Annotated in this window: 27 protein-coding genes and 1 tRNA gene; 11 read left to right on the forward strand and 17 right to left on the reverse strand. The window is 72.3% G+C overall.

Going from position 1 to position 26,312, the window contains the following annotated elements; translation table 11 throughout:
- Positions 1-102: 102 nt before the first annotated feature.
- Positions 103-1,356, reverse strand: coding sequence for a PucR family transcriptional regulator (locus ACQPZA_RS09740; protein WP_312859007.1), 1,254 nt, complete (start codon positions 1,354-1,356; stop codon positions 103-105).
- 76 nt (positions 1,357-1,432) lie between these two features.
- Here ACQPZA_RS09740 and ACQPZA_RS09745 point away from each other — a divergent pair, with 76 nt between their 5' ends.
- A complete protein-coding gene (locus ACQPZA_RS09745) occupies positions 1,433-2,197 on the forward strand; it encodes a pirin family protein (protein ID WP_433279887.1) in 765 nt (254 codons plus the stop codon).
- A gap of 152 nt (positions 2,198-2,349) precedes the next feature.
- Complete coding sequence (locus ACQPZA_RS09750) at positions 2,350-3,060, forward strand: TetR/AcrR family transcriptional regulator (RefSeq protein WP_433279888.1); 711 nt, start codon at positions 2,350-2,352, stop codon at positions 3,058-3,060.
- A 344-nt stretch (positions 3,061-3,404) separates the two neighbouring features.
- On the opposite strand, the gene ACQPZA_RS09755 is transcribed toward ACQPZA_RS09750, so the two are convergent.
- Both ACQPZA_RS09755 and aceE read right to left on the reverse strand, forming a co-directional pair.
- Positions 3,405-3,611 carry a cold-shock protein gene (locus ACQPZA_RS09755; protein ID WP_075941971.1) on the reverse strand — a complete coding sequence of 69 codons (207 nt, stop codon included), beginning with the start codon at positions 3,609-3,611 and terminating at the stop codon, positions 3,405-3,407.
- A gap of 338 nt (positions 3,612-3,949) precedes the next feature.
- Positions 3,950-6,766, reverse strand: a complete 2,817-nt coding sequence (aceE, locus tag ACQPZA_RS09760) for a pyruvate dehydrogenase (acetyl-transferring), homodimeric type (RefSeq protein WP_433279889.1) — start codon at positions 6,764-6,766, stop codon at positions 3,950-3,952.
- 182 nt (positions 6,767-6,948) lie between these two features.
- Here aceE and ACQPZA_RS09765 point away from each other — a divergent pair, with 182 nt between their 5' ends.
- On the forward strand, positions 6,949-7,383 hold the full coding sequence (locus ACQPZA_RS09765) for a DUF3052 domain-containing protein (RefSeq protein ID WP_169395130.1): 435 nt from the start codon (positions 6,949-6,951) through the stop codon (positions 7,381-7,383).
- Between the two features lie 28 nt (positions 7,384-7,411).
- Here the strand turns inward: ACQPZA_RS09765 and ACQPZA_RS09770 are convergent, their stop codons facing one another.
- Positions 7,412-8,995 (reverse strand): phospholipase D family protein, encoded by a 1,584-nt coding sequence (locus tag ACQPZA_RS09770; RefSeq protein WP_433279890.1) that lies wholly within the window; start codon positions 8,993-8,995, stop codon positions 7,412-7,414.
- 103 nt (positions 8,996-9,098) lie between these two features.
- Here ACQPZA_RS09770 and ACQPZA_RS09775 point away from each other — a divergent pair, with 103 nt between their 5' ends.
- Together ACQPZA_RS09775 and ACQPZA_RS09780 are read left to right on the forward strand one after the other, a co-directional pair.
- Entirely contained in the window at positions 9,099-9,563 is a 465-nt protein-coding gene (locus tag ACQPZA_RS09775; protein WP_169395128.1) for a peroxiredoxin, read from the forward strand.
- Between the two features lie 39 nt (positions 9,564-9,602).
- A tRNA-Val gene (locus ACQPZA_RS09780) sits at positions 9,603-9,674 on the forward strand.
- Positions 9,675-9,825: 151 nt separating this feature from the next.
- On the opposite strand, the gene ACQPZA_RS09785 is transcribed toward ACQPZA_RS09780, so the two are convergent.
- Entirely contained in the window at positions 9,826-10,311 is a 486-nt protein-coding gene (locus ACQPZA_RS09785) for a DinB family protein (RefSeq protein WP_433279891.1), read from the reverse strand.
- 50 nt (positions 10,312-10,361) lie between these two features.
- On the opposite strand from ACQPZA_RS09785, the gene ACQPZA_RS09790 reads away from it, so the two are divergent.
- Complete coding sequence (locus ACQPZA_RS09790) at positions 10,362-10,967, forward strand: relaxase domain-containing protein (protein ID WP_433279892.1); 606 nt, start codon at positions 10,362-10,364, stop codon at positions 10,965-10,967.
- Here the strand turns inward: ACQPZA_RS09790 and ACQPZA_RS09795 are convergent.
- Positions 10,897-11,604 carry a LysR family substrate-binding domain-containing protein gene (locus ACQPZA_RS09795; RefSeq protein WP_433279893.1) on the reverse strand — a complete coding sequence of 236 codons (708 nt, stop codon included), beginning with the start codon at positions 11,602-11,604 and terminating at the stop codon, positions 10,897-10,899. The two genes, ACQPZA_RS09790 and ACQPZA_RS09795, sit on opposite strands and share 71 nt — an antisense overlap.
- A gap of 43 nt (positions 11,605-11,647) precedes the next feature.
- Here ACQPZA_RS09795 and ACQPZA_RS09800 point away from each other — a divergent pair, with 43 nt between their 5' ends.
- On the forward strand, positions 11,648-12,049 hold the full coding sequence (locus tag ACQPZA_RS09800) for a DUF5997 family protein (protein WP_433279894.1): 402 nt from the start codon (positions 11,648-11,650) through the stop codon (positions 12,047-12,049).
- Between the two features lie 150 nt (positions 12,050-12,199).
- Here ACQPZA_RS09800 and ACQPZA_RS09805 read toward each other — a convergent pair whose 3' ends face one another.
- Both ACQPZA_RS09805 and ACQPZA_RS09810 read right to left on the reverse strand, forming a co-directional pair.
- Positions 12,200-13,000 (reverse strand): dienelactone hydrolase family protein, encoded by an 801-nt coding sequence (locus tag ACQPZA_RS09805; protein WP_433279895.1) that lies wholly within the window; start codon positions 12,998-13,000, stop codon positions 12,200-12,202.
- An 87-nt stretch (positions 13,001-13,087) separates the two neighbouring features.
- Entirely contained in the window at positions 13,088-13,573 is a 486-nt protein-coding gene (locus ACQPZA_RS09810; protein WP_433279896.1) for a carboxymuconolactone decarboxylase family protein, read from the reverse strand.
- A gap of 178 nt (positions 13,574-13,751) precedes the next feature.
- On the opposite strand from ACQPZA_RS09810, the gene ACQPZA_RS09815 reads away from it, so the two are divergent.
- Positions 13,752-14,666 (forward strand): RNA polymerase sigma-70 factor, encoded by a 915-nt coding sequence (locus tag ACQPZA_RS09815; protein WP_433279897.1) that lies wholly within the window; start codon positions 13,752-13,754, stop codon positions 14,664-14,666.
- Between the two features lie 77 nt (positions 14,667-14,743).
- On the opposite strand, the gene ACQPZA_RS09820 is transcribed toward ACQPZA_RS09815, so the two are convergent.
- The 7 genes from ACQPZA_RS09820 to ACQPZA_RS09850 all read right to left on the reverse strand — a co-directional run bounded on the left by ACQPZA_RS09820 (position 14,744) and on the right by ACQPZA_RS09850 (position 21,936).
- Positions 14,744-15,604 carry an alpha/beta fold hydrolase gene (locus ACQPZA_RS09820; RefSeq protein WP_433279898.1) on the reverse strand — a complete coding sequence of 287 codons (861 nt, stop codon included), beginning with the start codon at positions 15,602-15,604 and terminating at the stop codon, positions 14,744-14,746.
- A gap of 44 nt (positions 15,605-15,648) precedes the next feature.
- Complete coding sequence (locus tag ACQPZA_RS09825) at positions 15,649-16,857, reverse strand: low temperature requirement protein A (protein WP_433279899.1); 1,209 nt, start codon at positions 16,855-16,857, stop codon at positions 15,649-15,651.
- A 92-nt stretch (positions 16,858-16,949) separates the two neighbouring features.
- Positions 16,950-18,242, reverse strand: a complete 1,293-nt coding sequence (locus ACQPZA_RS09830) for an MFS transporter (protein WP_433279900.1) — start codon at positions 18,240-18,242, stop codon at positions 16,950-16,952.
- 27 nt (positions 18,243-18,269) lie between these two features.
- Complete coding sequence (locus ACQPZA_RS09835) at positions 18,270-19,259, reverse strand: glycine betaine ABC transporter substrate-binding protein (RefSeq protein WP_433279901.1); 990 nt, start codon at positions 19,257-19,259, stop codon at positions 18,270-18,272.
- Between the two features lie 33 nt (positions 19,260-19,292).
- Complete coding sequence (locus ACQPZA_RS09840) at positions 19,293-20,090, reverse strand: ABC transporter permease (RefSeq protein WP_433279902.1); 798 nt, start codon at positions 20,088-20,090, stop codon at positions 19,293-19,295.
- Positions 20,087-21,241, reverse strand: coding sequence for a betaine/proline/choline family ABC transporter ATP-binding protein (locus ACQPZA_RS09845; RefSeq protein ID WP_433279903.1), 1,155 nt, complete (start codon positions 21,239-21,241; stop codon positions 20,087-20,089). The genes ACQPZA_RS09840 and ACQPZA_RS09845 overlap by 4 nt, the downstream gene beginning before the upstream one ends.
- Positions 21,241-21,936, reverse strand: a complete 696-nt coding sequence (locus tag ACQPZA_RS09850; protein ID WP_433279904.1) for an ABC transporter permease — start codon at positions 21,934-21,936, stop codon at positions 21,241-21,243. The genes ACQPZA_RS09845 and ACQPZA_RS09850 overlap by 1 nt, the downstream gene beginning before the upstream one ends.
- Positions 21,937-22,068: 132 nt before the next feature.
- Between ACQPZA_RS09850 and ACQPZA_RS09855 the strand changes: the two genes are divergently transcribed.
- Positions 22,069-23,121: an NlpC/P60 family protein gene (locus ACQPZA_RS09855; RefSeq protein ID WP_433279905.1), complete on the forward strand. Its 1,053-nt coding sequence runs from the start codon at positions 22,069-22,071 to the stop codon at positions 23,119-23,121.
- Here the strand turns inward: ACQPZA_RS09855 and ACQPZA_RS09860 are convergent.
- Entirely contained in the window at positions 23,106-23,486 is a 381-nt protein-coding gene (locus ACQPZA_RS09860) for a VOC family protein (protein ID WP_433279906.1), read from the reverse strand. The genes ACQPZA_RS09855 and ACQPZA_RS09860 overlap by 16 nt on opposite strands.
- Positions 23,487-23,738: 252 nt before the next feature.
- Here ACQPZA_RS09860 and ACQPZA_RS09865 point away from each other — a divergent pair, with 252 nt between their 5' ends.
- On the forward strand, positions 23,739-23,915 hold the full coding sequence (locus ACQPZA_RS09865) for a hypothetical protein (RefSeq protein WP_169395113.1): 177 nt from the start codon (positions 23,739-23,741) through the stop codon (positions 23,913-23,915).
- 38 nt (positions 23,916-23,953) lie between these two features.
- Here ACQPZA_RS09865 and ACQPZA_RS09870 read toward each other — a convergent pair whose 3' ends face one another.
- A complete protein-coding gene (locus ACQPZA_RS09870) occupies positions 23,954-24,562 on the reverse strand; it encodes a TetR/AcrR family transcriptional regulator (protein WP_433279907.1) in 609 nt (202 codons plus the stop codon).
- Positions 24,563-24,668: 106 nt separating this feature from the next.
- On the opposite strand from ACQPZA_RS09870, the gene ACQPZA_RS09875 reads away from it, so the two are divergent.
- The gene (locus ACQPZA_RS09875) at positions 24,669-26,306 is read left to right on the forward strand and encodes a phytoene desaturase family protein (protein ID WP_433279908.1); all 1,638 of its coding nucleotides are present in this window, start codon (positions 24,669-24,671) and stop codon (positions 26,304-26,306) included.
- The last annotated feature ends 6 nt before the right edge of the window (positions 26,307-26,312 follow it).

The raw sequence follows: 26,312 nt of genomic DNA on the forward strand, positions 1-26,312 counted from the left end.
CCAATCCCATGCTCCGGAATTGGAGGTTTCCTCCAAAGCGGCGCTGTTCGTCCGTGGAGTAGGCCACGTGATGCGGGCCGGTCGTTGTAGGCCTTCCGCAGCTCACGCCGGTGGTTCCGCGCTCTGCGAGGGGTCCAGCCGGGCCGCGATGACCGCGGTGCGCAGCACCAGCGCGTCCCGAGGGTCGAACGGGCTGCGGCCGGTGATGTCGCAGACCCGCCGCAGCCGGTAGCGCACGGTGTTCGGATGCACGAACAGGGCCCGTGCGCAGGCCTCGAGGGCCCCGCCGCCCTCCAGGTAGGCGGCCAGCGTGTGCAGCAGTTCGCCCCCCGCCGTCTCGAGCGGGGCGACGATCGAGTCCACCAGCATCCGGTGAGCGGCGGTGTCGCCGGCCAGCGCCCGCTCGGGCAACAGGTCGTCGGCGGCGACCGGGCGCGGCGCGTCGGGCCATCCCGGCGCGGCACGCAACGCGGACAGCGCGTCCCGCGCGCTGCAGTGGGCGGCGGCGAGCTCGGTGGCCACCGGACCGACCACCACCGGGCCGGGACCGAACCCGTCGAGGAGCCGGTCGATGTCGGCGCCCACCCCGCTGCCGAGCCGCTCGGGGCCGGGTGGCTCGGAGACCAGCAGGATCAACCGGCTGCCCTGCACCCCGACCAGCACCGACCGGCCCACCCTGGCGGCCTGCCTGCGCAGCTCTCCCAGCCGTTCGGCCGCCGTGTCGGGTGCCGGGCTCCCGGCCACCACCCGTACCGCCGCGTCCGGGTCCCAGCCCAGCGTGGACGCGCGGGACACGAGTGCGTCGTCGGACCCGTCGTCGACGTTCGGGCCGCGCACCACGGCGTCGACGACGAGGGCCTCGAGCCGGGCGTCCCACGCGCCGCGGGTCTCGGCCGCGCCCGCGTACACCGTGGCCGCGGCGAAGGCGATCTCGCGGCCGAAGCGCAGGATCCCCTCGACCAGCGCGTGGCGCTCGGCCTCGTCCGCGGCGAGCGGCGGGAGGTGGCGCTCGAAGACGTCCGTCGCGATCCGGACCAGGTCGACGGTCTGGCGCAGGCTGAGCCGACGGGCGAGGTCCCGGGGAGCGATGCGGAAGGCCTCCGCGGTGAGCCGGATCGACTCGCCACGCTCGCCGAGCCAGGCGACGAAGTTGGCGACGCCGGTCTGGGTGACGAGCAGTACTGCCGAGCGCTGCTCGGCCGGCAGCCGGGCGAACCACGGCTGGTGCTCCTCCATCGACTGCAGACAGGCGATGGCGAGGTCCCCCGCCGCGAGCTCGAGCTTGCGGAGCGTGGCAGGGGAGACGGCGGCAGGACCGTCCCGAACCGCCGCCGTGCTCGCTCCATCGCACGTCACGGGGGCAGCATCGCACGGGGGCAGGAACACCGCGGGCCCGCCGGACGTTCCGCAGGGGTCCCGACAGGAGGCTCGGATGGGCACCACCCCGGCTCCGGCCGTCGAGGTCCGGCGCGCTATCGACCGGATGCGCACGCGCACCGGTTGGCTCGACTCGCGCCACAGCTTCTCGTTCGGCGCCCACTACGACCCCGCCAACACGCACTTCGGGCTCCTCATGGCGAGCAACGAGGACGTGCTGGCGCCCGGCTGCGGGTTCGACCCCCATCCGCACCGCGACATGGAGATCGTCACCTGGGTGCTCGAGGGCACGCTCGTGCACGAGGACGACGCGGGCCACTCCGGCGTGATCCGGCCGGGCACGGCGCAGCGGATGAGCGCCGGCTCGGGGATCGTCCACTCGGAACGGGCCGGCGGCGGGGCGGCCGGGACGCCCGACGAGGGCACGGGCGTGCATCTCGTGCAGATGTGGGTGCTGCCCGACTCGCCGGGCGGGACCCCCGGATACGAGCAGGTCGACATCGGTTCGGCCCTGGACTCCGGCGAGCTGCTCGTGGTCGCCTCGGGCAGGCGGGAGCACGCGGCGGACCGCGCCGTCTCGCTGCGGCAGGAGAACGCGGCCCTGCTCGCCGCGCGGCTGCGGCCGGGCGCCACCGCCGAGTTGCCTGCCGCGCCACAGGTGCACCTGTTCGTGGCTCGCGGCGGCGTTGAGCTGGAAGGGTCGGGGCCGCTCACCCGCGGGGACGCAGCCCGGATCACGGCGAGTGAGGGGCAGCGGACGGTGGCAGGTCCGGACGGGGCGGAGCTGCTCCTCTGGGAGATGTACGCGGAGCTGCGATGACGTCACGCAGCGAGACGTGAGTGTGGGCACGGTTGCGAGGCATCCGTTCAGCTACGGGCATTTGCCGTCGACACACCGCATCACGCGCATGAAGCTGGAGCTCAGGGTCTCGCACCGAGGACGAGACGATCGGCGGAGGAAGGTATGACGGCATGACCGCCGGCAACGGCAGCCCGCGCCAGCGTTATCGGGACCAGGTGCGCGCCGAGATCAAGCAGGCCGCGCTGGCCCAGATGTGCGACGGCGGCCCCGCGGCACTGAGTCTGAACGCCGTGGCGAAGGAGCTGGGCGTCACGGGTCCAGCGCTCTACAAGTACTTCCGCAGCCGCGACGACCTGCTGACGGAGCTCGTCTTCGACTGTTATGCCGAGGCCGCGGCCGCTGTGCACGTCGAGTCCGAGCGCATCGGGGAGCTGTCGCCGCGGGAGCGCTTGCAGCACCTCGCCCACGCCTACCGACGGTGGGCCGTCGCCGCCCCCCACCTGTACCGGTTGCTCACGTCCATGCCCTCGCCGACGCCCGACTCGCCGCCCGAGACGGTCGACCGGGCCAAAGCGGTGCTCGGCCCGTTCCTGCCCGTGCTGGGCAGCGGCCACATCTGGCCCGCCGCCATCGAGCTCCGGGAGCAGGTGCAGGAGTGGATCAAGCGGAACGACAGACTGGCCGACTGGGTGGGCACCTACGCGCCTGACGCCGACCCCGCCACCGCGCTCACCGGCGCACTGCTCGTCTGGGTGCGGATGCACGGGGTGGTGAACCTGGAGGTCCAGGGCAAGTTCACCGGCATGGGACATCAACCGTCCACCCTGTTGACGGTGGAGATGGAGTCCCTCGCCGACCTCATGGCGATACCCGCAACCTGACGCTACGCAGGCGACCGTCCGGCGAGTGGGTGAAAGACCCACCCGCTCGTCGGCCTCAGCGAGCGCATCGCTACCGTCTGACACGAACGGACTGGGGTGCCGATCGCGACCCTCGACCGGAGGCCACGGGCAGTTGCAGGCCCACTGAGGGCGCACGGAGCGCCGAAGAAGGGTGGGCCGGATGCCGTGGACCCGGTCAGGGGCGACGCGAATCGCCGGTGGCCGTACGCGACCAACGGACGTCGGTAGGCGCCTCCGGCCCGGTGATGTCGCGATGGGCGCGGGGGCGATCAGGGCGTGGCGCAGCAGCGCCTGCGATTACCGGGTGATCCCGGCAGCCCGGCTCAGCCGAGCGGGGTGACCTTGGTTGCCTGCGGACCCTTCTGGCCCTGCTCGATGTCGAACGACACGCGCTGGCCCTCGTCGAGGCTCTTGTAACCGTTGGTCTGGATCGCCGAGTAGTGCACGAACACGTCCGCGCCACCACCGTCAGGAGCGAGGAACCCGTAGCCCTTCTCGCTGTTGAACCACTTGACGGTGCCCTCTGCCATTCTTGCTCTCCTCGTACCTGGTGCCGGGGCACTCGCCCCCAGCATCGCGCCGCCTGGCCGCTACGGTCCGCGCCCCGGTCGGGACCCCGATCCCGATCACACGGGCTCGGCGTCGGGCGGAGCGTATCGTGTTCCGGCCCCGCTGCCGAGAGCCAATAACCTGTGTGTTTTCCACGGCGTCGCAGGTCGGGCGCTTACAGGAGCCATGTCAGCACAGGCTGACACGTTGGGGCGACCGAAGTGGACCTGTCCGTGGCGACAACGCCACGCACTGTTCACCGATCATCCCGGCACGCGTCCCGCCCCGGGGCCGCTTCCGGCCCCGGGGCGGGACGACGTCAGGCCACGCCGCTGTCGGTGGTCTGCGGTCCGGCGGCCTGCGGGTCGTCGAGCCGGTACTTCGCCGCGGCCTCGACCATCTGGCCGCGGTCGAACTCGCCACGCTCCACGAGCGCCTCCAGTGCCGCCACCGTGATCGACTCGGCGTCGACGTTGAAGTGCCGCCGGACGGCCGGACGCGTGTCCGACAGCCCGAACCCGTCGGTGCCCAGCGTGGTGAACGGCGCGGGCACCCACTGGCGGATCAGGTCCGGTACGGCCCGCATCCAGTCCGACACCGCCACGACGGGCGCGCCCCCGTCACCGAGCGCGCGCGTCACGTACGGCACGAGCGCCTCCTCGTCGGGGTGCACGAGGTTGTGCTGCTCGGCCTCGACCCCGTCGCGGCGCAGTTCGCCCCACGACGTGACCGACCACACCTCGGCACCGACACCCCACTGCTCGGCCAGCATGTCGCGGGCCTGCAGCGCCCACGGCACCGACACTCCCGACGCGAGCAGCCGCACCTGCGGCCCGTCGGGCCGCGCGCAGCCCGCGTACCGGTAGATGCCGCGCAGCAGGCCGTCGACGTCGAGGTCCTCCGGCTCCGCCGGCTGGACGTAGGGCTCGTTGTAGACCGTCAGGTAGTAGATGACGTTCTCGCCGCCGAGCACCTCCGCGTCGGCCTCGGAGCCCTCCCCGTACATGCGACGCAGGCCGTCCTTGACGATGTGCGCCACCTCGTAGGAGAACGCCGGGTCGTAGGCGAGGACCGCCGGGTTGGTGTTGGCGAGCAGCAGCGAGTGCCCGTCGTTGTGCTGCAGGCCCTCACCGGTCAGCGTGGTGCGCCCCGCCGTGGCTCCGACGAGGAACCCGCGGGCCATCTGGTCGGCCGCGGCCCAGATCGAGTCGCCGGTGCGCTGGAAGCCGAACATCGAGTAGAAGACGTACACCGGGATCATCGGCTGGCCGTGCGTGGCGTACGAGGTGCCGGCCGCGGTGAACGAACCCACCGAGCCCGCCTCGTTGATCCCCTCGTGCAGCAGCTGGCCCTGCTCGGACTCGCGGTAGGCGAGCATGAGCGAGGCGTCGACCGAGGTGTACTGCTGCCCGTTCGGGTTGTAGATCTTCTGCGTCGGGAACATGGAGTCCATCCCGAACGTGCGTGCCTCGTCCGGGATGACCGGAACGAACCGCGCGCCCATCTCCTTGTCCTTGATCAGCTCCCGCAGCAGCCGGACGAACGCCATGGTGGTGGCGACCTCCTGCTTGCCCGAGCCCCGGCGGACCACCTCGTAGACCTTGTCGCCGGGCAGCACGAGCGGCTTGGACCTGACCCGGCGCGACGGTACGTCGCCGCCGAGGACGCGGCGGCGCTCCCGCAGGTACTGGATGGCCGGGTCGTCGTCGCCGGGGTGGTAGTACGGCGGCAGGTACGGGTCGGCCTCCAGCTCCTTGTCCGAGATCGGGATGCGCTGGGAGTCGCGGAAGTTCTTCAGGTCGTCGAGCGAGAGCTTCTTCATCTGGTGGGTGGCGTTGCGGCCCGCGAAGTGCGAGCCGAGGCCGTAACCCTTGATCGTCTTCGCCAGGATGACCGTGGGCTGGCCGTTGTGCTCCAGCGCCGCCGCGTAGGCCGCGTAGACCTTGCGGTAGTCGTGGCCGCCGCGCTTGAGGTTCCAGATCTCGGCGTCCGTCATGGGCTCGACCAGCGCCTTCGTGCGCGGGTCGCGGCCGAAGAAGTGGTCGCGGACGTACCCGCCGTCGTTGGCCTTGTAGGTCTGGTAGTCCCCGTCCGGGGTGTCGTTCATCAGGTTGATCAGCGCGCCGTCACGGTCGCCGTGCAGCAGGGCGTCCCACTCCCGGCCCCAGATCACCTTGATGACGTTCCAGCCGGCGCCCCGGAAGAACGACTCCAGCTCCTGGATGATCTTCCCGTTGCCGCGGACCGGTCCGTCGAGGCGCTGCAGGTTCGCGTTGACCACGAACGTGAGGTTGTCCAGGCCCTCGGTGGCCGCGATCTGGATGAGACCGCGCGACTCCGGCTCGTCCATCTCGCCGTCGCCGAGGAACGCCCAGACGTGCTGGTCGGACGTGTCGGTGAAGCCGCGGGCGCCCAGGTACCGGTTGAACCGCGCCTGCATGATCGCGTTCATCGGGCCGAGCCCCATCGAGACGGTGGGGAACTCCCAGAAGTCCGGCATCAGGCGGGGGTGCGGGTAGGACGGCAGCCCGTGACCCGGACCGCCGTGCGAGAGCTCCTGGCGGAACCCGTCGAGCCGGTCCTCCGAGAGCCGCCCCTCGAGGAAGGCGCGCGCGTAGACGCCGGGGGAGGCGTGGCCCTGGATGTAGACCTGGTCACCCCCGCCCGGGTGGTCTTTTCCACGGAAGAAGTGGTTGAAGCCCACCTCGTAGAGCGTGGCCGAGGACGCGTAGGACGAGATGTGGCCGCCGACGGAGATGCCCGGCCGCTGCGCGCGGTGCACGGTCATCGCGGCGTTCCAGCGGATCCAGCGCCGGTAGGTGCGCTCGACCTCCTCGTCGCCCGGGAACCACGGCTCGCGGTCGGTCGGGATCGTGTTGACGTAGTCCGTGCTGGTCAGTGACGGGACGCCGACGTGGCGCTCCCGTGCCCGCTGCAGCATGCGCAGCATGAGGTAGCGGGCCCGCTGCTGGCCTGCGGCATCGAGCACGGCGTCGAAGGAGTCCAGCCACTCGGCTGTCTCCTCGGGGTCGATGTCCGGCAGGTGCGCAGCGAGCCCGTCGCGGATGACGTGGACGCGCCGCGGCTGCGTCGGTTCCTTCTGGGTGCTGCTGCTGTCGGTGGTCTGCCGGGTCAAGGGGTTCTCCCTGGTGGCTCGTGCTGAGTAGAAGTCGGAGGTATCCCCTATCGTGCCCCTCGGCATGCGATCTCGTAACGAGTGGTTGCGCGTCGGTGAGTCATCGTGTTCGGATTCCGCAACCTGATGAGCAGGACCAGGGCTCTACGCCCGGGTGAGGCACGAGGAAAAGAGGTACACGCGTGGTCGCCGCGGATGATGCCGGACGTGCGTCCGACATCGCGGGCAAGCTCGGCGTCGAGCCGGGCATGGTCGTCCAGGAACTCGGTTGGGACGAAGACGTCGACGAGGCGGTGCGAGACGCCGCCGAGGAGAGAGCCGGGGACGAACTGCTCGACGAGGATGCCGACGAGGTGGTTGACCTCGTCCTCATGTGGTGGCGCGAAGGTGACGGCGATCTCGTCGACGCCTTGGTGGACGCCATCGGCCCGCTGGCCGACAACGGCGTGATCTGGGTACTCACCCCGAAGACGGGGCGCCCGGGGCACGTCGAGCCCAGCGAGATCGCCGAGGCCGCCCCCACAGCCGGGCTGTCCCAGACGTCGAACGTCACGGTCAGCGAGGGCTGGGCAGGCTCGCGCCTGGTGGCACCGAAGGCGGCGAAGTCACGGCGGTGAACAGGGCGCGGCGGCTGCCTGGCGCCGGTCACCACCGGTTGCGCGGGCGGCTGCGCCACGGCCGCCCGTCCGGGTCGTAGACGAGCCGGTACACGGGCACGGCCCACAGCTTCGTGCGTAGTGGCAGGCGTTCGGGCTCGTGACGGCGTAGTCGTCCCGGTGGTCGCGGTCCCACGCGGCCGCCCTGGTGCCAGGCGTCCAGGGCGTCGGCAGCGGCGTCCACGGCCCGCACGGCGCTGTCCGGGTCCACGAGGTCGTCGTCGTCGCCGGGGGCGCGGTCGAGGTGCTCGCGCATCAGCTCGAGCCGCAGCTCGCGGGCGAACGCCCGGGCCTCGTCGCCGCGGCCGCCGGGGTCGGTGGGCTCCCGGTCGTCGCGGGTCTCGTCGAGCACCGCGACGGACAGCTCGCTGTCGTGGCTCCACGAGCGCCGGTTGAGGTTGGCGCTGCCCGCGCACGCCCAGGTGTCGTCCATCACGGCCACCTTGGCGTGCACGTACACCGGGGTGCCCTCGTGGTTCTCGATGTCGAAGACGTGCACGCGGTCGGGTGCTGCCTTGCGGCACACCTCGATCGCCTGGAGCCTGCCGACCTGGTTGGGCGGCAGCGCGAACCGGCCGTCCACGTCGGGGTGGCGCGGCACGACCACCACGATGTGCAGCTGCGGGCTGCGGCGCAGGGCGTCGGCGAGCAACCGGGCGATGTGCGGGGACCACATGTACTGGTCCTCGAGGTACACGAGCCGCTCAGCGCGTCGCAGCGCTTTCGCGTACCCGCGGGCCACCGAGCGCTCCCCCCGGGGCGCGAACGGGTATCCAGGGCGCCGCGCGGGGTACGTCCGCAGCACCTGCACCAGCGCGGCGCCCGCCCGTTCCGGCTCGGGCGGCTGCGCCGGTAGCGGGTCGGCCACGAGATCGGCGTCCGACAGCGCGTCGCGCAGCCGGGCGGCGGGGTTGTGCGGGGCGAGCGCGTGCGGGTCCTCCCACCGTTCGCGGAACAGCCCGTCGAGCATCGCCACGGCCGGCCCGCGCACCTCGAGCTGGACGTCGTGCCACGGCGGCCGCGGCCCGTAGGTCTCGGCGATCGGGAGCGGCTGCGGGTCGCCGAGATGCTGCGCGTCGTCCCGGCGGGAGTGGCACAGGTCGATGCCACCGGCGAACGCGACGTCGCGCTGCGGGTCGTCCGGGTGGCGGATCACCACGAGCTTCTGGTGGTGGGAGCCCGCGCGGCGCACCCGCTCGTCGAGCAGCACCTCACCGCCCGCGGCGTTCACCTCGTCGCCGAGCCGGCGGTTCTCCTCCTCGCTGTAGGACAGGTCGTCGTTGTGCGAGCGCCACATGAGCCCTTTGACGATCACCCCGCGGCGGGCGGCGTCGCTGAACAGCTCTCCGACGGTGGGGCCGTCGGGGCACAGCCGCTCGTCGGCGTCGCCCCGCCAGTCGGTGAAGAAGAGGTGGTCGCCGGCCTTCAGCGCCCGGACCTCCGCCACCAGCCGCTCGAAGTACGCGGTGCCGTGCACCAGCGGCACCACGCGGTTCCCGGCGCACCACGACGGCAGCCGGTAGGCCGGGTTGCCGCGCTCGGCGTCGGTCAGGAACCAGTCCTCGACGCGCATCTCACCTCGTCCAGGTCGAATCGGGGGAAGGCCTGCTCAGCGTTCGGCGGTGCCGGACTAGGCTCGTGGCGTCGGCACCGCTCGAATCGGAGGAGACCAGCTCATGGCGCCCGAGGTCGGCACAGAGGCCCCTGACTTCACGTTGAAGGACCAGAACAACCAGGAGATCACGCTCTCGTCGTTCCGCGGGGAGCGCAACGTGCTGGTGGTCTTCTACCCGTTCGCGTTCTCCCGCACGTGCCAGGGGGAGCTCTGTTCCGTCCGCGACGACCTCCACAGCTTCCAGAACGAGGACGTGCAGATCCTCGCGATCTCCGTCGACCACACGTACACGCTCAAGGCATGGTCGGACGCACAAGGTTACGACTTCCCCCTCCTGGCCGACTTCTGGCCGCACGGCGAGGTCGCCCGGGCCTACGGGGTGTTCAACGAGACCCGCGGGATGGCCCTGCGCGGCACGTTCCTCGTGGACAAGTCGGGCATCGTGCGCTTCACCGAGGTGAACCAGCCGGGTGAGCCCCGCGAGCAGGAGGGCTGGAAGAAGGCACTGGCCGCAGTGGCCGCCTGACCCCTCCCGGGCCCGGATCCTCCAGCAGGACCGGGCTCCGGGCGCGTAGCTCAGCGGAAGAGCACTCGGCTTACACCCGAGCGGTCGCAGGTTCGAACCCTGCCGCGCCCACCGGTCTGACCAGGACATCTGCAGGGTTCTGACCTGCGGGTTCGCTCGCGTGGATCGGTTCGTGGATGATCAAACCGTCCCGAACAACACCGAGGCATCATGATCGCGTGGTCGTCGACGCGCGCCCGGCGGGCGCGCTGGACGGGCCGGCCTACCGGCCGACCGAGCCGTCGATCTGCTCGCGCAGGATGTCCGCGTGGCCCGCGTGGCGGGCCGTCTCAGTGATCATGTGCTGGAGGATCCAGCGCGCGGTGCAGCGAGGACGCGGGCTGTCTGGCGCCGCAACAACATGATCGAGATCGGTCCACGTCGCGATCACCGCGTCGGACTCCTGAATGGCGCGCCGGTAGCCGGCGATCAGGTCCGGCACCGTCGCGCCGGCGTCGAGTTGGGATGCGGCTTCCCATTCGTCGAAGGTCGCTCCGCCGAACCAGAGCCGCTCCGACGCGGTCAGATGCTTGATCAGCCACGCGAGACTGGTGCCGGACGGGACGCCGACGCGGTGCGCAGCGTCGTCGGACAGGTCGAGCGCCTTCCTGATGACGGCTTCCCGCTTGTACCCGAGGAACTCGACGAGCGTCGCGGCCTCACCGCCGACGCCGAAGGCGGGCTGCGAAGCGCCGCTGAGTCCGTCCACGGTGACGAACCTACGGCCGACCCGGCGCAGGCCCTCATCGGAGGCCCGCTGTGCTGAGCATCGCCACGGGGCACTCCATCCGCTACTTCACCGACCCCGTCGCGAAGGGCCGCGAGAGCTACTACACGGGCGCCGTGGCCGCGGGCGAACCGCCGGGCCAGTGGTACGGCGGCGGCGCCGCTGCGCTCGGCCAGGAGGGCGAGGTGGACGCCGACCTGATGGAGGCCGTCTACACCCGGCTGCTCGACCCGCGCGACCCGGCCGCGCACTTGCGCGACACGTGGGACGAGGCCGCGCCGCTCGCGGCCGGACACCGCAGGTACCGCAGCGCGGACGAGGTCTACGAGACGCTACTCGAGGCAAACCGCGACGCCGCCCCCGAGCAACGGGCCGAGCTGCGCGCGCAGGCTAGCGGTCGGCGCGGCAGGCCGTGTCCTCGCAGGTTCGAACCTGCCGCGCCCACCAGCCTCGCCCCGCAGATCACGGCTCGCCGAGCGTCAGTGCGAGTCGGTAGACCAGTCAGTCTTTGTGGGGGTGCCCAGCCAGAATCCGCCGAGGGCTGCGTGGCCGGGTCGGTTGGTGAACTCAACGACGGTGCGTACCGCGCCGGGCGGCAGGGCGGCGGGCAGCGCTCTTCTTCGTGGGGGCGGGTCTGACCGGTGCCGGGGTTGCGTCCCGGCGGGGGGTGCGTGAGCTGTTGACCGTGCGCCCGCGGACGATCCCGATGAACTCTTCCATCAGGTCGGTGTTCTCCGCGTCCGGCCAGGCGAGACCGACGCCCGACCCCGGCGCGTCGGTCAGCGGTCGGTAGACGAGGTCCCGGCGGTGGTGGAGGCGGGCCAGCGACTGGGGGACGACCAGTAGGCCGACGCCCGCGGCGACGAGCTCGATCGCCGCGGCCGTCGTGGCGGGGGTGATCGCCGCGGGCAGCCCCGGCCGGTCACCGGGCCAGGCGAGTGTGTCGTCCTGCGGGCGGAGGACGATCTCGTCGGCCAGGTCCGCGACCGTGGCCTCCTCGGTCGCGGCGACCACGTGTTCCTTCGGGACGACGGCCACCGTGGTCTCGGTGTAGAGCGGGATCATGTGGAGCCCGGTCCGGTCGATCGGCAGCCGGAGCACGGCAGCGTCCACGGCGCCGGTCCGGATCAGCTCCAGCGCCTCGTCCGTGGTCGCCGTGACGAGCTCCAGGGCGACGTGGGGACGGCGCTCGGCCCACATCCGCGCCCACTTGCCCGGCGTGACGCCGGGAACGTAGCCGAGCCTGAACGCTGCGGTGTCGCCCGGCTCGGTCACCGGCCCAGGCTATCGGCCGGTCCGGCCCCGATATCCTGGGTGTATGACGCGGCAGAGGTCGACCCAGACGATGAAGCCCGCGACGGCGGCGAAGAAGCTGGGCGTGCACCCCGACGCGACGCCCGACGAGTTCCGGGCCGGGGTGGTCTCGCGCGACGAGCTCGACGCCCTGCAGGCCGATCCGCCCGAGTGGTTGCGCGAGCTGCGACGCAACGGCCCGCATCCCCGTCAGGTCGTCGCGGACCGACTGGGGGTGTCGATCTCCGGGCTGGCCCGTGCCGAGATCACCGAGCCGCTGACCACCGCCCAGATCGCGGCGTTGAAGGAGGAGCAGCCGGAGTGGCTGCGCCGCGAGCGCAACACCCGGGCCGAGGCGCAGCGCGCGGAGGCCCGACTGCGGGCCGAGCGGTCCGGGCGGCGTCCGGACGATCCGGTCCGGGGATGAGCGGGGCCCCTTTGGCGTCGGTCCGCTGCAGAGCACGAGTCGACACCTGTTATCGCTGGTAGAGGCTAGATGCGGCGCTGGCCGCCCCTCTTGCACCCGAGCGGTCGCAGGTTCGGACCCTGCGGCTCCCACCACACTCGGCCTGCGGTGTCACAGAGGTTCCGGTGCTCCCGGCTGGGCGAGCCGGTCGCGCAGGAACTCCGTCACCCGGGTCCGGGCGGCCAGGGTCGGATGGCCGGGGGTGTCGCGGACCTCCCTCGTCAGTACGGAGTGCGCGTTGCTGGGGAACCCTGCGGCGTTGCCGGGTGACGCGTCGAGCTCGATCACCTCGAACGCCTCACCGAGGCGGCTGCGCAGCCCTGCGAAGCGCTCGGGCGGGGCGAGGCGGTCCCCGCTGAACCGCAGCCCGAGCACGCACAGGCCGTCGGTGGTGGTGCGTTCGGCGACCCGGTCCAGCTCGTCGGCCGACAGGCCCGGGTCGGCGCGGCGCGCCGCGCCGAGCGGGAGCGGTAGGGACGGCTGGCTGAGCACGGAGGCGAGCACCGTGTCGTCGACGGCGGCCGCGAGCGCGAACCCGCCGCTGAAGCACATGCCGATCACCCCGACCCCCGCTCCCGGGGTCCGGCCTGCGAGGTCGCGGGCGAGCGCGCGGACGTAGTCGGCGACCGGGCGGCGGGCGTTGGTGGCGAACGCGCGGAACTCGGCGGCGACACACAGCCTGGCCATCACCGGCAGCGCGTACCCCGTCGTCTCGGTCCGGCCCGGCGTTCCGTACAGGGACGGGACCACGACGGTGAACCCCTCGCCGACGAGGTGTTCGGCCAGGGCGAGCACCTCCGGGGTGATCCCCGGGACCTCGGGGAGCAGCACGACGCCGGGGCCCGCGCCCTTCTCGTAGCACTCGTGGGTGATCCCGGAGCCGGTGAAGGACGTGCGGTTCCATCCGGTCAAATCGGAAACCGGAGCTTTCGAGGACATGGCGCGATCATCCCGGCCCGGACCAGGATGATCCGGGCCGGGCCGGGACTCGGCTGTCGATCAGCTCACCACGGCGGCGAACATGCCGGGCTCGTAGGAGCCGGCGGGGTTGCGCACGATCACGTTGAGCCGGTTGGCCGCGTTGACCAGGGCAACCAGCGCGACCAGCGCGCCGATCTGGTCGTCGTCGTAGTGCTTGCGCACCTGGGCCCAGGTCTCGTCGGACACGCCGTCGTGGGCGTCGGCGAGCCGGGTGCCCTCCTCGGCGAGGGCCAGCGCGGCCCGTTCGGCCTCGGTGTAGACGGTGGCCTCGCGCCAGGCGGCGACGAGGGTGAGCCGGACCGTGGTCTCGCCCGCGGCCATGGCCTCCTTGGTGTGCATGTCGATGCAGAAGCCGCAGCCGTTGATCTGGCTGGTCCGCATCGCCACGAGCTCCTGGGTGGCCTTGGGCAGCGTCGACTGCTGGATCACCAGGCTGGCATTGGCGAACCGCTTGGCGAACTTGACGGCGAGCTCGTTGTCGAACAGGTTGAACCGGGCGTCCATGATGTCGTCCTCACTCGTGGTGGCACGTGCTTCCGCACTGGGCGACCACGAGATGCCGGCGACGCGATCTCTGTGACAGCCTCGCGGCTGTGACGTGCGACATAGCGCTCCGATGTCACAGAACGGCCTGCTCCGGTGTCTGGGGGATGGCACAGTCCAGAGTGAAGAGGAGCTCCCCATGGCCGGCGCGTCGCTGATGAACCAGGACGACCGCCCGGACCCCGCCACCGCGGCGTTCCTCGCCCACCGCAACCTGCTGTTCACCGTCGCCTACGAGATGCTCGGCTCGGCCTCCGACGCGGAGGACGTCCTGCAGGAGACCTGGCTGCGGTGGGTGGGCGTCGACCTCGGCATCGTGCGGGACCAGCGGGCCTACCTGGTCCGGATCGCCACCCGCCAGGCGCTCACCCGGCTGCGCACGCTCGGGCGGCGCAAGGAGTCCTACGTCGGCTCCTGGCTGCCCGAGCCGCTGCTCACCGCACCCGACGTGGCCGAGGACGTCGCGCTGGCCGACAGCGTCTCGATGGCGATGCTGCTGGTGCTCGAGACGCTCGGGCCGATCGAGCGGGCGGTGTTCGTGCTGCGCGAGGTGTTCGACCTGGACTACGACGAGATCGCGGAGGCGGTGGACAAGAGCCCGGCCGCGGTCCGTCAGATCGCGCACCGGGCGCGGGCGCACGTGGCGGCGCGCCGGCCGCGCGGGGTCGTCTCCCCGGCCGAGACCCGAGGCGCCCTCGAGGCGTTCCAGCGGGCGGTCGAGACGGGCGACCTGCAACGCCTGCTCGACATCCTTGCGCCGGACGTCGTCCTGCTGGGTGACGGCGGCGGAGTCAAGCAGGCCGTGCCGCGGCCCATCGTGGGGGCCGACAAGGTGGCCCGCCTGCTGACGGTCGGGCTGGGCCGGGTCGCCCCCGTGGCGTCGTGGCAGCCGGCACAGGTCAACGGCCACCCGGCGCTGATCGTCCGGCTGGACGGTGAGCTCGACACCGTCATGGCGGTGCGCGTCGACGACGGCCTCATCACCGGGCTCTACGCCGTGCGCAATCCCGAGAAGCTGTCGCGCATGGAGCAGGAGACCGCCCTGAGCCGCTGACCCAGGCGCGACATGGACACATCACGCTGTCCTGACGCCGCTGCGGCAGCGACATGTGTCCATGTCGCGGACGGGCCTCAGGCGAGCACCTCCCGCAGCCTGCGCGCGAAGGCCTCCGGTTGGCCCGCGTAGCCGAACTCGCCACCGAGGAAGCCGCCGTGATGGCTCGGGAACACCGTGGCCCGCTGACCGAGCAGCTCCGCGACCGCCACCGCGGTGCGTCCGGTGACAGTGCCCTGGGACTCCTCGCCCACGGCGACCACGATTCGCGTCGGCGCCGCGGCCAGCGCGTCGACGTCAGGACGGTAGCCGGTGACGGCCGAGGACCGGTCGGAGAGCAGTGGGTCGTCACGCGAGCCGTCGTCCTCGGCCGGCATCCCGAACGCGGCGGGATCCGGCGCGGGCCGGGCGAAGTAGTCGTCGGTGAACTCGCCGACCCACGACGTCATGGTGATGAAGGCCGCCATGGCGGCACCCCACCCCTTGGCCTCGTAGGTCTCCCGGATGTCGGCACCGGCGCGCGCGGCGGCCCGGGCGTCGGGGAGCAGGGTGATGAGCGGCGGCTCGTGCGCCACCAGGGTGACCACGTCACCGGGGTGGGCCGTCACGAGGGCGAGGGCGGTCACCGCGCCACCGCTGCTCGCGAACATCTCGACCGGGCCCGCGCCGAGCGCCTCGATGACGGCGTGCACGTCGGCCGCCTGGACGTCGGGCACATGGTCGACGCGGCCGTCCTTGCGGATGCTGCGCCCGAGGCCGCGTGGGTCGTAGGTGACCACGGTCCGGTCGGGGAAGTGCGACCGCAACGCCTCGAACCCGCGGGCGTCCATGGGCTGGGCGATCATGACCAGGGGCGGGCGTCCGTCGGCGGCCGGCAGCGGGCCGTGGACGTCGTAGGCGAGCGTGACCTCGGGGGTCTCGAGCAGGTGCGTCGGCATGACCGTTCCGACTCCTCCCGAGCCGGGAACTCAGCGGTTCACCTCTAGGGCCGGACCCGCAGGCCCGGGGCGATGGTGGCGGCGACGAGCAGGACACAGACGGCTGCGGTCGCCGCCACCACGGCGGCCACTCCGAGCGGTGCCGCCCCGAGCGGCAGCAGCAGGATCACGACGACGCAGCTCACGAGGACGACGGGACGGATGACGGGCTGCGCGACGAGGCACACGTGGACCGCCCGGAGCAAGGCGATGAACACGGCGACCGGGATCGCGACGGCGTAGCCGATCACCAGCGGTGATGCCGCGAGGGCGTGCCCGCTCTGCTCGACCGCGACCTCGAGGCCGGCACCGAGGGCTGCCAGGCACGCGAAGATGCCGTAGTGGCCGTAGCCCCACAGGTAGGACCGGTGGCGGCGATCGCTCAGACCTTCCCCCGCCGGCTGGAGGAAGTAGAGCCACCACAGGGCGAACAGCAGCACGAGACCGGAGAAGGCGACGGTGACGAAGGACCCGCTGACGCCGCCCGCCGCGAGCGCTCCTTCGACCGCCGTGGTCGCGGAGAGGACGCTCTCTCCGAGCAGGATGATCGTGAACAGGCCGTAGCGCTCGCCGATGTGGTGCGGGTGCCACGTGGTGGCCCCGGTCCGTTCCGCCCACGGCGGCACGGCGAGCTCCAGGACGACCAGGCCGACGAAGAACAGCAGCAGGGCGGACCAGGACGTCAGGACACCCGTCTCCACGATGACGAGCCGCAGCACCCAGCCCGCCTGCAGGATCGTGATGCCGGCGGCGTAGCGCAGCGCGGTGCGCCGGCGCGGCGGATCCTCGACGGCCGCCCGCAGCCACTGGGCGACGAGCCCGATCCTCATGATGAGGTAGCCGAGCGTGACGATGCGGAAGTCGTCGTGGTCGGCCGCGGCGGGCACGCCGGCGGCGAGGACCAATACGCCGGCCATCTGCACCATGGTCAGCAGCCGGTAGGGCACGTCGTCGGTGTCGTAGGACGAGGCGAACCAGGTGAAGTTCATCCACGCCCACCAGATCGAGAAGAAGACCAGGAGGAACAGCACGAGCCCGTCCAGGGCGTGACCGGCGGCGATGCTGTGCGCGAACTGGGCGGTGACGGCCGCGATCGCGACCACGAAGGTGAGGTCGAACAGCAGCTCGAGCGGGCTGGACACGCGGTGCGGCTCGTCGATCGGACGGGCGGTCATCCGGACCCGGATGCGGCCCGGGATACCTGCTGGTGGCACGAGTTCGCTCCTGTCGGTCCGAGAGTCCGTCCCCCGGAAGGACAGCACAGCGGCCCCGTTCGTGACAGGAAGGCGAGGATCGTCCGCCGGACTCAACACTGCGACGATCGAGGTGAGCCGGCCACCGCACTGTCCGAACCGCCCTCCCCGGTGAACCGGCGCAGCTCGGGGCTGGTCGCGGCGCCCGCGGCGGTGAGCACCAGCGCTGCGCCGAGCACCACGAGCGTGCCCGCGGCGCCCAGCGTCGCGGCCAGCGCGCCACCGAGCACCGGTTCGAGCGGGGCGAGCCCCCGCGCCACGGTGGTGAGGCTCCCGTTCATCCGGCCGAGCATGTCCTCCGGCACCAGCTGGGCGTTGACCGCGCTCACCACCACGTTGATCGACGGGGTGGAGAGCGCGATGACGATCAGCGGGACCATCGGCCACCACGGGCCGAACGGCAGAGCCATTGCCGCCACCGCGGTGCCGAAGACCGCGACGATCGTGATCATCATCGCGCCGACCGGAAGGAGCCGGCCGATCAGGGTGGAGCCGAGCGCGCCGACCAGGCCGCCGATCCCGGCGCCGGCGAGCACGGTCCCGGTGCCCAGCGCCCCGCCGCCGCGCTCGCCGACGAGCACGATCAGCGGGATCATGAACGCCCCACCCAGCAGGTTGAGGGCGGTGAGCACGCCGTAGACCTCGCGCAGGCCCCGTCGGTGCCACAGCCAGGCGAGCGCGCCGCCCACCTCCCGCCGCATGCTCGGCCGGGTGGGCTCGCTTCCCGGTCCGTCATCCGACGGAACCGCGGACGCCCGCCCGGGCCGCCGGGGGACCTTCGAGAGAACGCCGCTGACGAGGGCGACCACGAAGGTGACCGTGTCGACCACGAAGGGAACCGCCGGGGCCAGCCCGTAGAGCAGGCCGCCCAGTGGCGGTCCGGCCAGCCTTGCCGCGTGGCTGCGCGACTCCTCCTGCATGTAGGCGGTGCGCAGCTGGGCCACGGGCACCAGGCCGCGGATCGCCGCGTACCGGACCAGGTCGGTGAATGCGGCGCAGACGCCGTCGACCACGCCGAACAGCACGAACTGCCACACCTGCACGTGGCCGGAGAGGACCAGAGCGGACAGGCATGCGGAGTTGACCACCCGCAGCGCCTGTCCGGTGACCAGCGTGCGGCGGCGGTCCCACCGGTCGACCCAGACGCCGGCCGGCATCAGGACGAGGATGCTCCCGGCGACACCCGCGCCGGCGATGATCCCCGCCCAGGCCGGCGATCCGGTGAGCGCGAGCACGAACAACGGCACCGCGAGCTTCGTGATCTCCGTGCCCAGCTGGGAGACCGTGGTGCCGAACCAGAGGAGCTGGAACCCGGTGTTCCGGCGCAGCGGCGGGTGATCGACCACGGCAGGAGATCATGCCCGCCCGGGCGATCAGCCGGTGATGATCCTGTTCTCGACCAGGAACTCCTTGGCGACGTCCTCGGGCGTCTCGCCGTCGATGTCGACCTTCGCGTTGAGCTGGGTGGCGCGCTCGGTGGTGAGCGCCGCGGCGATCGCGCCGAAGAGGGTGTTGTAGGCGTCCGGGTTGGCCGCGTACGTCTGCGTCCGCATGCTGACCGCGACGTTGTACGTGGCCAGGGCCTGCTTGTCGTCCTTCAGGACGACGAGCTTGTTCTGGAGTACCTGGGCGTCGGTGCCGAAGACGACGGCGAAGTTGCACGGCTCGCGCGCGGCCACGCTCGTGTAGACCAGTCCGAAGTCGAGAACGGCCACGTCGGCGTCGGGGAGGTCGAAGCCGTAGGTCTTCTCGACGGCGGGCAGGCCGTCGTTGCGGGTGGGGAACTCGGCGGCGGTGCAGAGGGTGGCGGCCGTCGGGTTCTGCTGCGCCAGCCGGGCGTAGTCGCTGATGGTGGCGACGCCGAACTCCCTCGCGGCGTCGGGGTTCGCGGCGAGCGCGTAGGCGTTGTTGGCGCCCGCCATGGCGAGCCAGGTGATCCCGTTGGCGGCGTCGGCGTTCTTGACCGCGTCGAACTGGGCCTGCTCGCCCGCGACCGGGTCGGTGTTGCCGAGCGGCCCGAGCCATGCGGTGCCGGTGTACTCCCAGTACATGTCGATCTGGTCCGACAGCAGCGCGCCGCGCACGACCGGGGTGCCGACGAGTGCCGTGCGGTCCTCCACCGTGGCGCCCGCCGCCCGCAGCGCCTGCACGGTGATCTGCCCGAGGATCAGCTGCTCGGTGAACTCCTTGGAGCCCACGGCGATCTGGGTGCCCGCCAGGTGGACGCGGGCCGCCACCGAGTCGCCGGTGTCTCCACCGCCCGCGCCGCCCGACCCGCTGCTGCATGCTGTCAGGGTGAGCGCACCGACGAGGGCCAGCGCGCCCAGCACACGGTGCGATCGGGATGTGGCTCTGGAAGTCACAGCGCCTCCTTCGGCGGATGTTGGGCGTTGAAGCTAGAGGCCACGGGGCCGCAGGACGTCTTCCGCCACGCCGAGGACGTGGTCGACGAGCAGGGCGAGCACCGCGGTGAGGATGCTCGCCACCACGATCACCGGGGTGCGGCTCTGCACGATGCCGCCGTAGACGACGCTGCCGAGCCCCCCGGCGTTGGTGAGCGCTCCGATGGTGGCCGTGCCGACGCCGATCACGGCCGCGGTGCGCACGCCGGCGAGGATGACCGGCACGGCGAGCGGCAGCTCGATCTCCCGCAGCACCCGGTTGCTCGACATGCCCATGCCGCGGGCGGACTCCACGACGAACGGGTCGATCTGCTGCAGTCCGACGATCGTGTTGCGCAGGATGGGCAGGAACGCGTAGACGACCAGCGCAACGACGGCGCCGCCGAAGCCGGGGGCGAACAGGATCGCGAACAGCACGATCACGCCGAGCGAGGGCACCGACTGCGCGATGTTGCCCAGCCCGACGACGACCGGGGTGAGGCGGCGCGCCCACGGCCGCGAGACCAGGATTCCCAGCGGCACCGCGAGGACGATGACGAGCAGCGTCGAGAGGCCGACGAGCTCCAGGTGCACGAGCGTGGCCGTGCGGAGACCGTCGAAGGTGAGCAGGCGGCGCTCGACGTCGTCGAGGTCGGCGAACGCGACGAAGACCACCACGCCGACGCAGACGAGGGCCAGCAGCGCGGGCACGCCGAGGTAGCGGCGCCACCGCGCGGTCCGCGAGCCGGGCGGCCGCTGCTCGGCGACCACCGGGTCGGTGCGGGCGTACGGGTCCTCGAGGCCCAGGCTCACCGCGACGGCACCTCCTCGCGGTCCTGCTCGTGCGCGTCGGTGCGCATGGTGTCGACCGCGGCCATGATCACCCGCATGTCGACGGTGCCCAGCAGGGCCCCGGAACCGTTGACGACGACCACGGCCCCCACCCGGCTGCCCACCATCGCGTCCAACGCGTGGGCCAGCGTCGTGGTGGGCTCGACGGTGCCGCGCACCTCCACGCCCAGCCGCTCCAGCGAGCCGGGTTGCTCCAGCTCGTCGGCCCGCACCCAGCGCAGCGGCCGGCGCCGGTCGTCGAGCAGCAGCACCGATCCGTGCTCGGACGACGCGAGCGCGCGCAGCGCCGCCTCCCGCCCGGAGCCGATCGGGGAGGTCGGACACTGCCCGAGCTCGACGTCGCGCACCCGGGCGAGACCGAGGCGCTTGAGCGCCGCGCCGGAGCCGATGAACTCCCGCACGAAGTCGTCGGCAGGTGCCGCGAGCACCGTCTCCGGGGTGTCGTACTGCGCGACCGTCGACCCCTCCCGGAGGATCGCGATCCGGTCGCCCATCGTGATCGCCTCGTCGATGTCGTGGGTGACGAAGACGATGGTCTTGCGGATCTCCTCCTGCAGGCGGAGGAACTCGTTCTGGAGCCGTTCGCGGCTGATCGGGTCGAGCGCACCGAACGGCTCGTCCATCAGCATCACCGGCGGGTCCGCGGCGAGCGCGCGCGCCACCCCGACCCGCTGGCGCTGGCCACCGGAGAGCTCCTTGGGGTAGCGGTCCCGGTAGGTCCCGGGGTCCATGCCCACGAGGTGCATGAGCTCGTCGAGCCGGTCGTCTATCCGCTGCTGCGACCACCCGAGCAACCGGGGGACCGTGGTGATGTTGCGTCCGATCGTGTGGTGGGGGAAGAGGCCGACCTGCTGGATGACGTAGCCGATGCGGCGGCGGAGGTGGTCGGGGTTCGCCCTGGTCACGTCCTCGCCCTGCAGGCGGATGATCCCCGACGACGGCTCGATGATCCGGTTGATCATCTTGAGGGTCGTGGTCTTCCCGCAGCCCGACGGCCCGACGAGGATGACGATCTCGCCCTCGGCGATCGTCAGGTCGAGGGAGTCGACCGCGGGAGCGGACCGGCCCGGGTAGTGCTTGGTCAGCTGTTCGAGCTCGATCATGGCGGGCATCAGCGGACTCCCCTCGACGTCGTCACGCGGGTCAGGACGAGGAACGCGCCGTCGAGGAGCATGCCGACGAGCACGACACCGAGCGTGCCCATGAGGGCGAGGTTGACCGCGTTGGGGCTCGTGATCACCCGTAGCCCGGAGAAGATCAGCTCACCCAGCCCCGGGCCGCCGATGATCGGGCCCAGCGCCGCCACCCCCACCAGCAGCACCGCGGACACCCGCACCCCGGTGACCACGACCGGCCACGCGAGCGGCAGCTCGATGCTCACCAGCCGGCGCCAGCGCCCCATCCCGACCCCCTGGGCGGCCTCGACGACCGCGGGGTCGACCCCGTTGAGCCCGGTGACCGTGTTGCGCACGATCGGCAGCAGCGAGTAGAGCGCCAGCGCGACGATCACCGGCAGGGTCCCGATGGTGCCGAGCAGCGCGAGCAGCAGGGCGTACATCGCCAGCGACGGCACGGTGAGGATCAGCCCGCAGACGTGGACGGCCGCGGAGCGTGCCCGCGGCGTGCGGTGCACCGCCATACCCAGTGCCAGCCCGACCACGCTGCCGACGAGGAGCCCGGCGAGCACGACGGCGAGGTGCTCGAGCGACAGCTCGAGAAGCCGGTCGTAGTGGTCGAGGACGTACTCCGGGAAACTGATCGAGGCTCCTTGCGGTGGTGCGCGTGGCAGTTGTGCGGATCGGCGCATCGGCGGCGATCACCGGAACCTACCTACCGGACGCACCGGCCGCCGCATGTCGGGACGAACCGTTACGCCCGTTCGAGGGAAAGCCGCCCCGGCGCGGGTTCGGCGACGGCTCTCGTGACAGAGGGTCCGACAGTGACGGGTCGACGGACGGTGGTGGCTGTGCTCACGGTGGGAGTGCTGTGCGCTGTCGCGGGAACGGCCGCGGCGGCTCCGGCGCCGGGCGGGCTCGGGCCCGGCGACCACGCCTTCGTGAACGTGAGCGTGGCGACCCTGTGGGTGGCCCCGGACCGCCCGCGCGACCTGGACGCGCCTGCCCTCGGTAACCCGGTCGAGCTGGACCGGTGGAACCGGAGGATGGAGGACACCGGGACGCGCCGATGGCTCACCGGCAACCTGGAGACCCAGGCGGTCCTCGGCTCCGAGGTCGAGGTCACCGAGGTCGCAGGCGACTGGGCGCACGTGGTGGTCCTGGACCAGGCGACCCCACGCGATGCCCGGGGCTATCCCGGCTGGGTTCCGGTCCGCCAGCTCGTGGCGAACGCCGGGTTCGCCGCCGAGGCGAGGAACCGGGACCGTGCGGTCGTCACCGCCACGAGGACCTGGCTCAGTGCCACCCCGGACGGGACGACACCGCACCTGGAGGTCAGCGTCACCACGCAGCTACCGGTTCTCGTGCAGACCACCGACGGCGTCCGGGTCGTCCTGCCGGACGGTTCCGCCGCCTGGCTCCGCCGGGACGCCGTGGACGTCCACGCGCCGGGCGAGCAGCCCGCCACGCCGACGGGCGAGGATCTCGTCGCCACCGCGACGACGTTCCTGGGCCTGCGGTATCTGTGGGCGGGAGCCTCCGCCTACGGGCTCGACTGCTCGGGGCTCATCTACACCGTCCACCGCGCCCACGGGATCGCCGTTCCCCGCGACTCCGGGCCCCAGTCGACGTTCGGCACGGCAGTGCCCGCCGGCGAGCTGCAGCCGGGCGACCTGCTGTTCTTCGCCCGGCCGGGCGGGGTCGGCAGCGTGCACCACGTGGGCATGTACGTCGGTGCCGGCCGGATGATCCACTCACCGAACGCCGCCGCGTCGGTGCAGATCGTCGACTGGGAGCAGTGGGACACCGGCCACGAGTTCGCCGGCGCCAGGCGCATCCTTCCGGGCGCGCCCGCTGCCGGTCAGCGGACGCCCTGACCGATTCCGAGCATGTTGCCCTCGCTGTCGCGGAACCAGACCGCCCGCTCGCCGGTGCCCGTGCTCGGGTAGTTGCCCGACACCGTGGTGATCCCGTCGACGGTGCGGCCGGGCAGGTTCACGTCCTCGAACTCCACGCCACGAGACCGCAGGTCGGCAACCGTCGCGTCGATGTCGTCAACGTCCCAGCCCATCTGGGTGTGCGTCCCCGAGGGAGCCCCGGTGGAGGCGAACAGGGCGAACGTGCCCTCCGCGCAGCGGTAGAGCAGGCCGCCCGGTCGTTCCTCCGCCGGTTCGAGGCCCAGCTTCTCCGCGTAGAACGCCCGCGCCCGGTGGAGGTCCTGCGCGGGCAGTCTGGTGGCCACGCGACCGTCCGCCAGCGGTCGCGCAGCCGTCTCCCGTCGTCCTGCTGTCGGCCCCATGCCAGGTAGACCACGGGGAGGCCGGGGACTCATCGGCCGCGTCATGCCCCGCTCTCCGCAGGTCGCCCCGCCACTGAACCGCCGGCGCGCAGCGCGCGTTTCCTCCAGCAACGAGACCGGGGACACACGGGCGCGGTCGGCGCCTCGCCGCACGACAGTCGGTTGTCCTCCCCGGGGTACGGAAGGAGATCGGCGATGATCTGCGGGCGCTGTGGGTGGTTCCTGCCTGCCGACTGCACGTGTCGGCAGGTCGCCGACCCCGCCTCGATGGAGCGGCTGCGGGAGGCCGTCGAGCGGCGTCATCGGGAGTCGAGGGACCGGGCGCACAAGACCATGGCGGCGGTCCGCCGTCCGCCTGCGGAGCAGGACTGAGAACCACCGCTGCTGCCGGTCCCCACGACCGTCGCGCATCAGGCGCGTCCCGGTGCGCGAGCGGAGCCGGTCAGGCCGTCGACGACGTGATCGACGGCGTGGGCCAGCGGCTCCGGTTCGCCGTGCAGGTGGGCGAGCATGATCCCGCCCTGCAGCGCGGTGAGCAGGGCCCGGCCGGCCGCGGCCGGGTCGGTGTCCGGGATCACCCCACCCGCCCGGACGGCCCGGTCGACCAGCCCGGCGAGGGCGTCCTGCCAGCGCCGGAAGAGATCGGCGAGCGTGTCGCGCAGCACCGGGTCCTGGTCGACCTGGCCGACGAACACCCCGAGGGGGCAGGTGCCCATACCGCTCTCGCGGTGAGCCAGCAACACCTCGGCGCGCCACTGCCCGAGGTCGGCGCACGCCGGGTCACCCAGGCTGGGCTGCGCCGCCATCACCCGGTCGAACTGGTGGTGCAGGACCGCGACGGCCAGGTCCTGCTTGCCGTCGAAGTAGTGGTAGAGCTGCGACTTCCCGGCGTTGCTCGCGGCGAGGACGTCGTCCATGGACGGGGAGGCGAGGCCGCGCTCCTGCATCAGCCGCGCCGCGGCGGTGACGATGGCGGCCCGGGTCCGGCGCCCGCGTTCGGTGGACGGCAGCGGCTTCATGGTGCTCCTGTCGTTCTCCTGGACTGTACCGCTCAGTACAATATGGGTCCGGCGCGTCGCGTAGCGTCGGCGGGATGCGAGGGGACGCTGGACACGGGGAGGCGTCATGACCGGCCCGCGGGACGCGATCGTCGTCGGTGCCGGCATCAACGGGATGGTCGCTGCCGCGGAGCTGGCGAAGGCCGGCTGGACGGTCACCCTCGTCGACGGGAACGACCGGCTCGGCGGGTTCATCGACTCCGCCGAGCTGACGGTGCCGGGCTACCGGCACGACACGTACTCCTCGTGGCACCCGCTGTTCGTCTCCGGCGGCGCGTACGCGGCGCTCGGCTCCGACCTGCATCGGCACGGTCTCCGCTACCGCAACTCCGACGGCGAACTGACCGCCAGCGTGGCGGGCGACGGCCGGGTGACCATGGGGTACCGCGACCCGGTCCGCACCGCCGAGGCGTTCGGGAGTGCCGCCGACCGGAGTGCGTACCTGGCCGCGCTGGCCGAGCTCGATCACCTGCTGCCGCTGGTCGGCGCGGTGCTGGGCACCGAGCCGCGCTCGACCGGCACGGTGCGAGCACTCACCGACAGCAGGCGCAGGCTCGGCCGTGGCCATCTCGAGGAGCTGCTGCGCGCCACGGTGACCGGCGGCCGGGCCTGGGCGCGCAGCCGGTTCACCGGCGGCGAGGTCGACCATCTGTGGGTGCCGTGGCTGCTACACGCCGGCCTCGCCCCCGACCAGGCGCAGGGCGGGCTGATGCTGCCGTTGCTGGCCGCAACCCTGCACGGCGTCGGACTGCCGGTGGTCGAGGGCGGTGCCGCAGCCTTCGTCGCGGCCTTCCGCGGGCTGCTCGACGAGCTCGGCGTCGAGGTGCGGCTCGGCACGCCCGTCGAGGAGATCGTGGTGGCGGGCGGCCGGGCGATGGGGGTGCGGCTCGCGGGCGAGTCGATCTGGGCGAGCCGGGCGGTACTGGTGTCGGTGCCGCCGGACGCCCTGTACGGCGAGCTCCTCCCCGAGGTGAGAACCGAGGTGGCCGGGCTGGAGCAGGCCCGTCGCGAGGCCGCCCGGTTCCGGTACGGACGCGCCGCCATGCAGATCCACGTCGCGCTGTCCGGCCCACCGGCCTGGCGCGACCCCCGCCTCGCGGCCGTGCCGCTCATCCACCTGACCGACGGTTCGGCCGGCACGGCGATCGCCTGCGCGCAGGCCGAGGCCGGCCTGCTGCCCGCGGTCCCGACCGTCGTGGTGGGACGCCAGGACGTGCTCGATCCCTCCCGGGTGCCCGACGGCGGCGCCGCGCTGTGGGTCCAGCTGCAGGAGCTGCCCTTCGTCCCGGTCGGGGACGCGGCCGGTGAGCTGGACACCTCCGGCGGCTGGACCCGGGAGCTGGCGTCCGCCTACGCGGGCCGGGTGCTCGACCGCATCGCCGCGCACGCGCCCGGCCTCACCGGCACGGTGCTGGGCACGACGGTCATCTCCCCGGTGGACCTCGCGGCGGCGAACCCGAACGCCCGCTTCGGCGACCCGTACAGCGGCGCCTGCGACCTCGACCAGGCCGTGCTGTGGCGACCCCTGCCCTCGAACCGGTCGCATCGCACACCGATCGCGGGTCTGTGGCACATCGGTGCGTCCACCCACCCCGGCCCCGGCCTCGGCGGCGGGTCCGGGCACATCGTGGCCCAGCGGCTCGCCGCACCACCGTTGCTGCAGCGGGTGCAGGACCGGGTCGCGGCGTTCCTGCCGGTGCGCTGAGGGCCG

This window comes from Pseudonocardia xinjiangensis (genome assembly GCF_050948425.1).
GTDB classification, from domain to species: domain Bacteria; phylum Actinomycetota; class Actinomycetes; order Mycobacteriales; family Pseudonocardiaceae; genus Pseudonocardia; species Pseudonocardia xinjiangensis.

Bases quoted from the DNA above. Each gene is read 5' to 3' on its own strand.
- ACQPZA_RS09745 (WP_433279887.1), top strand. From the start codon at position 1,433: ATGGGCACCACCCCGGCTCCGGCCGTCGAGGTCCGGCGCGCTATCGAC.
- ACQPZA_RS09750 (WP_433279888.1), top strand. From the start codon at position 2,350: ATGACCGCCGGCAACGGCAGCCCGCGCCAGCGTTATCGGGACCAGGTG.
- ACQPZA_RS09755 (WP_075941971.1), bottom strand. From the start codon at position 3,611: ATGGCAGAGGGCACCGTCAAGTGGTTCAACAGCGAGAAGGGCTACGGG.
- ACQPZA_RS09770 (WP_433279890.1), bottom strand. From the start codon at position 8,995: ATGCGCGTCGAGGACTGGTTCCTGACCGACGCCGAGCGCGGCAACCCG.
- ACQPZA_RS09775 (WP_169395128.1), top strand. From the start codon at position 9,099: ATGGCGCCCGAGGTCGGCACAGAGGCCCCTGACTTCACGTTGAAGGAC.
- ACQPZA_RS09800 (WP_433279894.1), top strand. From the start codon at position 11,648: ATGACGCGGCAGAGGTCGACCCAGACGATGAAGCCCGCGACGGCGGCG.
- ACQPZA_RS09810 (WP_433279896.1), bottom strand. From the start codon at position 13,573: ATGGACGCCCGGTTCAACCTGTTCGACAACGAGCTCGCCGTCAAGTTC.
- ACQPZA_RS09815 (WP_433279897.1), top strand. From the start codon at position 13,752: ATGGCCGGCGCGTCGCTGATGAACCAGGACGACCGCCCGGACCCCGCC.
- ACQPZA_RS09820 (WP_433279898.1), bottom strand. From the start codon at position 15,604: ATGCCGACGCACCTGCTCGAGACCCCCGAGGTCACGCTCGCCTACGAC.
- ACQPZA_RS09845 (WP_433279903.1), bottom strand. From the start codon at position 21,241: ATGCCCGCCATGATCGAGCTCGAACAGCTGACCAAGCACTACCCGGGC.
- ACQPZA_RS09850 (WP_433279904.1), bottom strand. From the start codon at position 21,936: ATGCGCCGATCCGCACAACTGCCACGCGCACCACCGCAAGGAGCCTCG.
- ACQPZA_RS09865 (WP_169395113.1), top strand. From the start codon at position 23,739: ATGATCTGCGGGCGCTGTGGGTGGTTCCTGCCTGCCGACTGCACGTGT.
- ACQPZA_RS09870 (WP_433279907.1), bottom strand. From the start codon at position 24,562: ATGAAGCCGCTGCCGTCCACCGAACGCGGGCGCCGGACCCGGGCCGCC.
- ACQPZA_RS09875 (WP_433279908.1), top strand. From the start codon at position 24,669: ATGACCGGCCCGCGGGACGCGATCGTCGTCGGTGCCGGCATCAACGGG.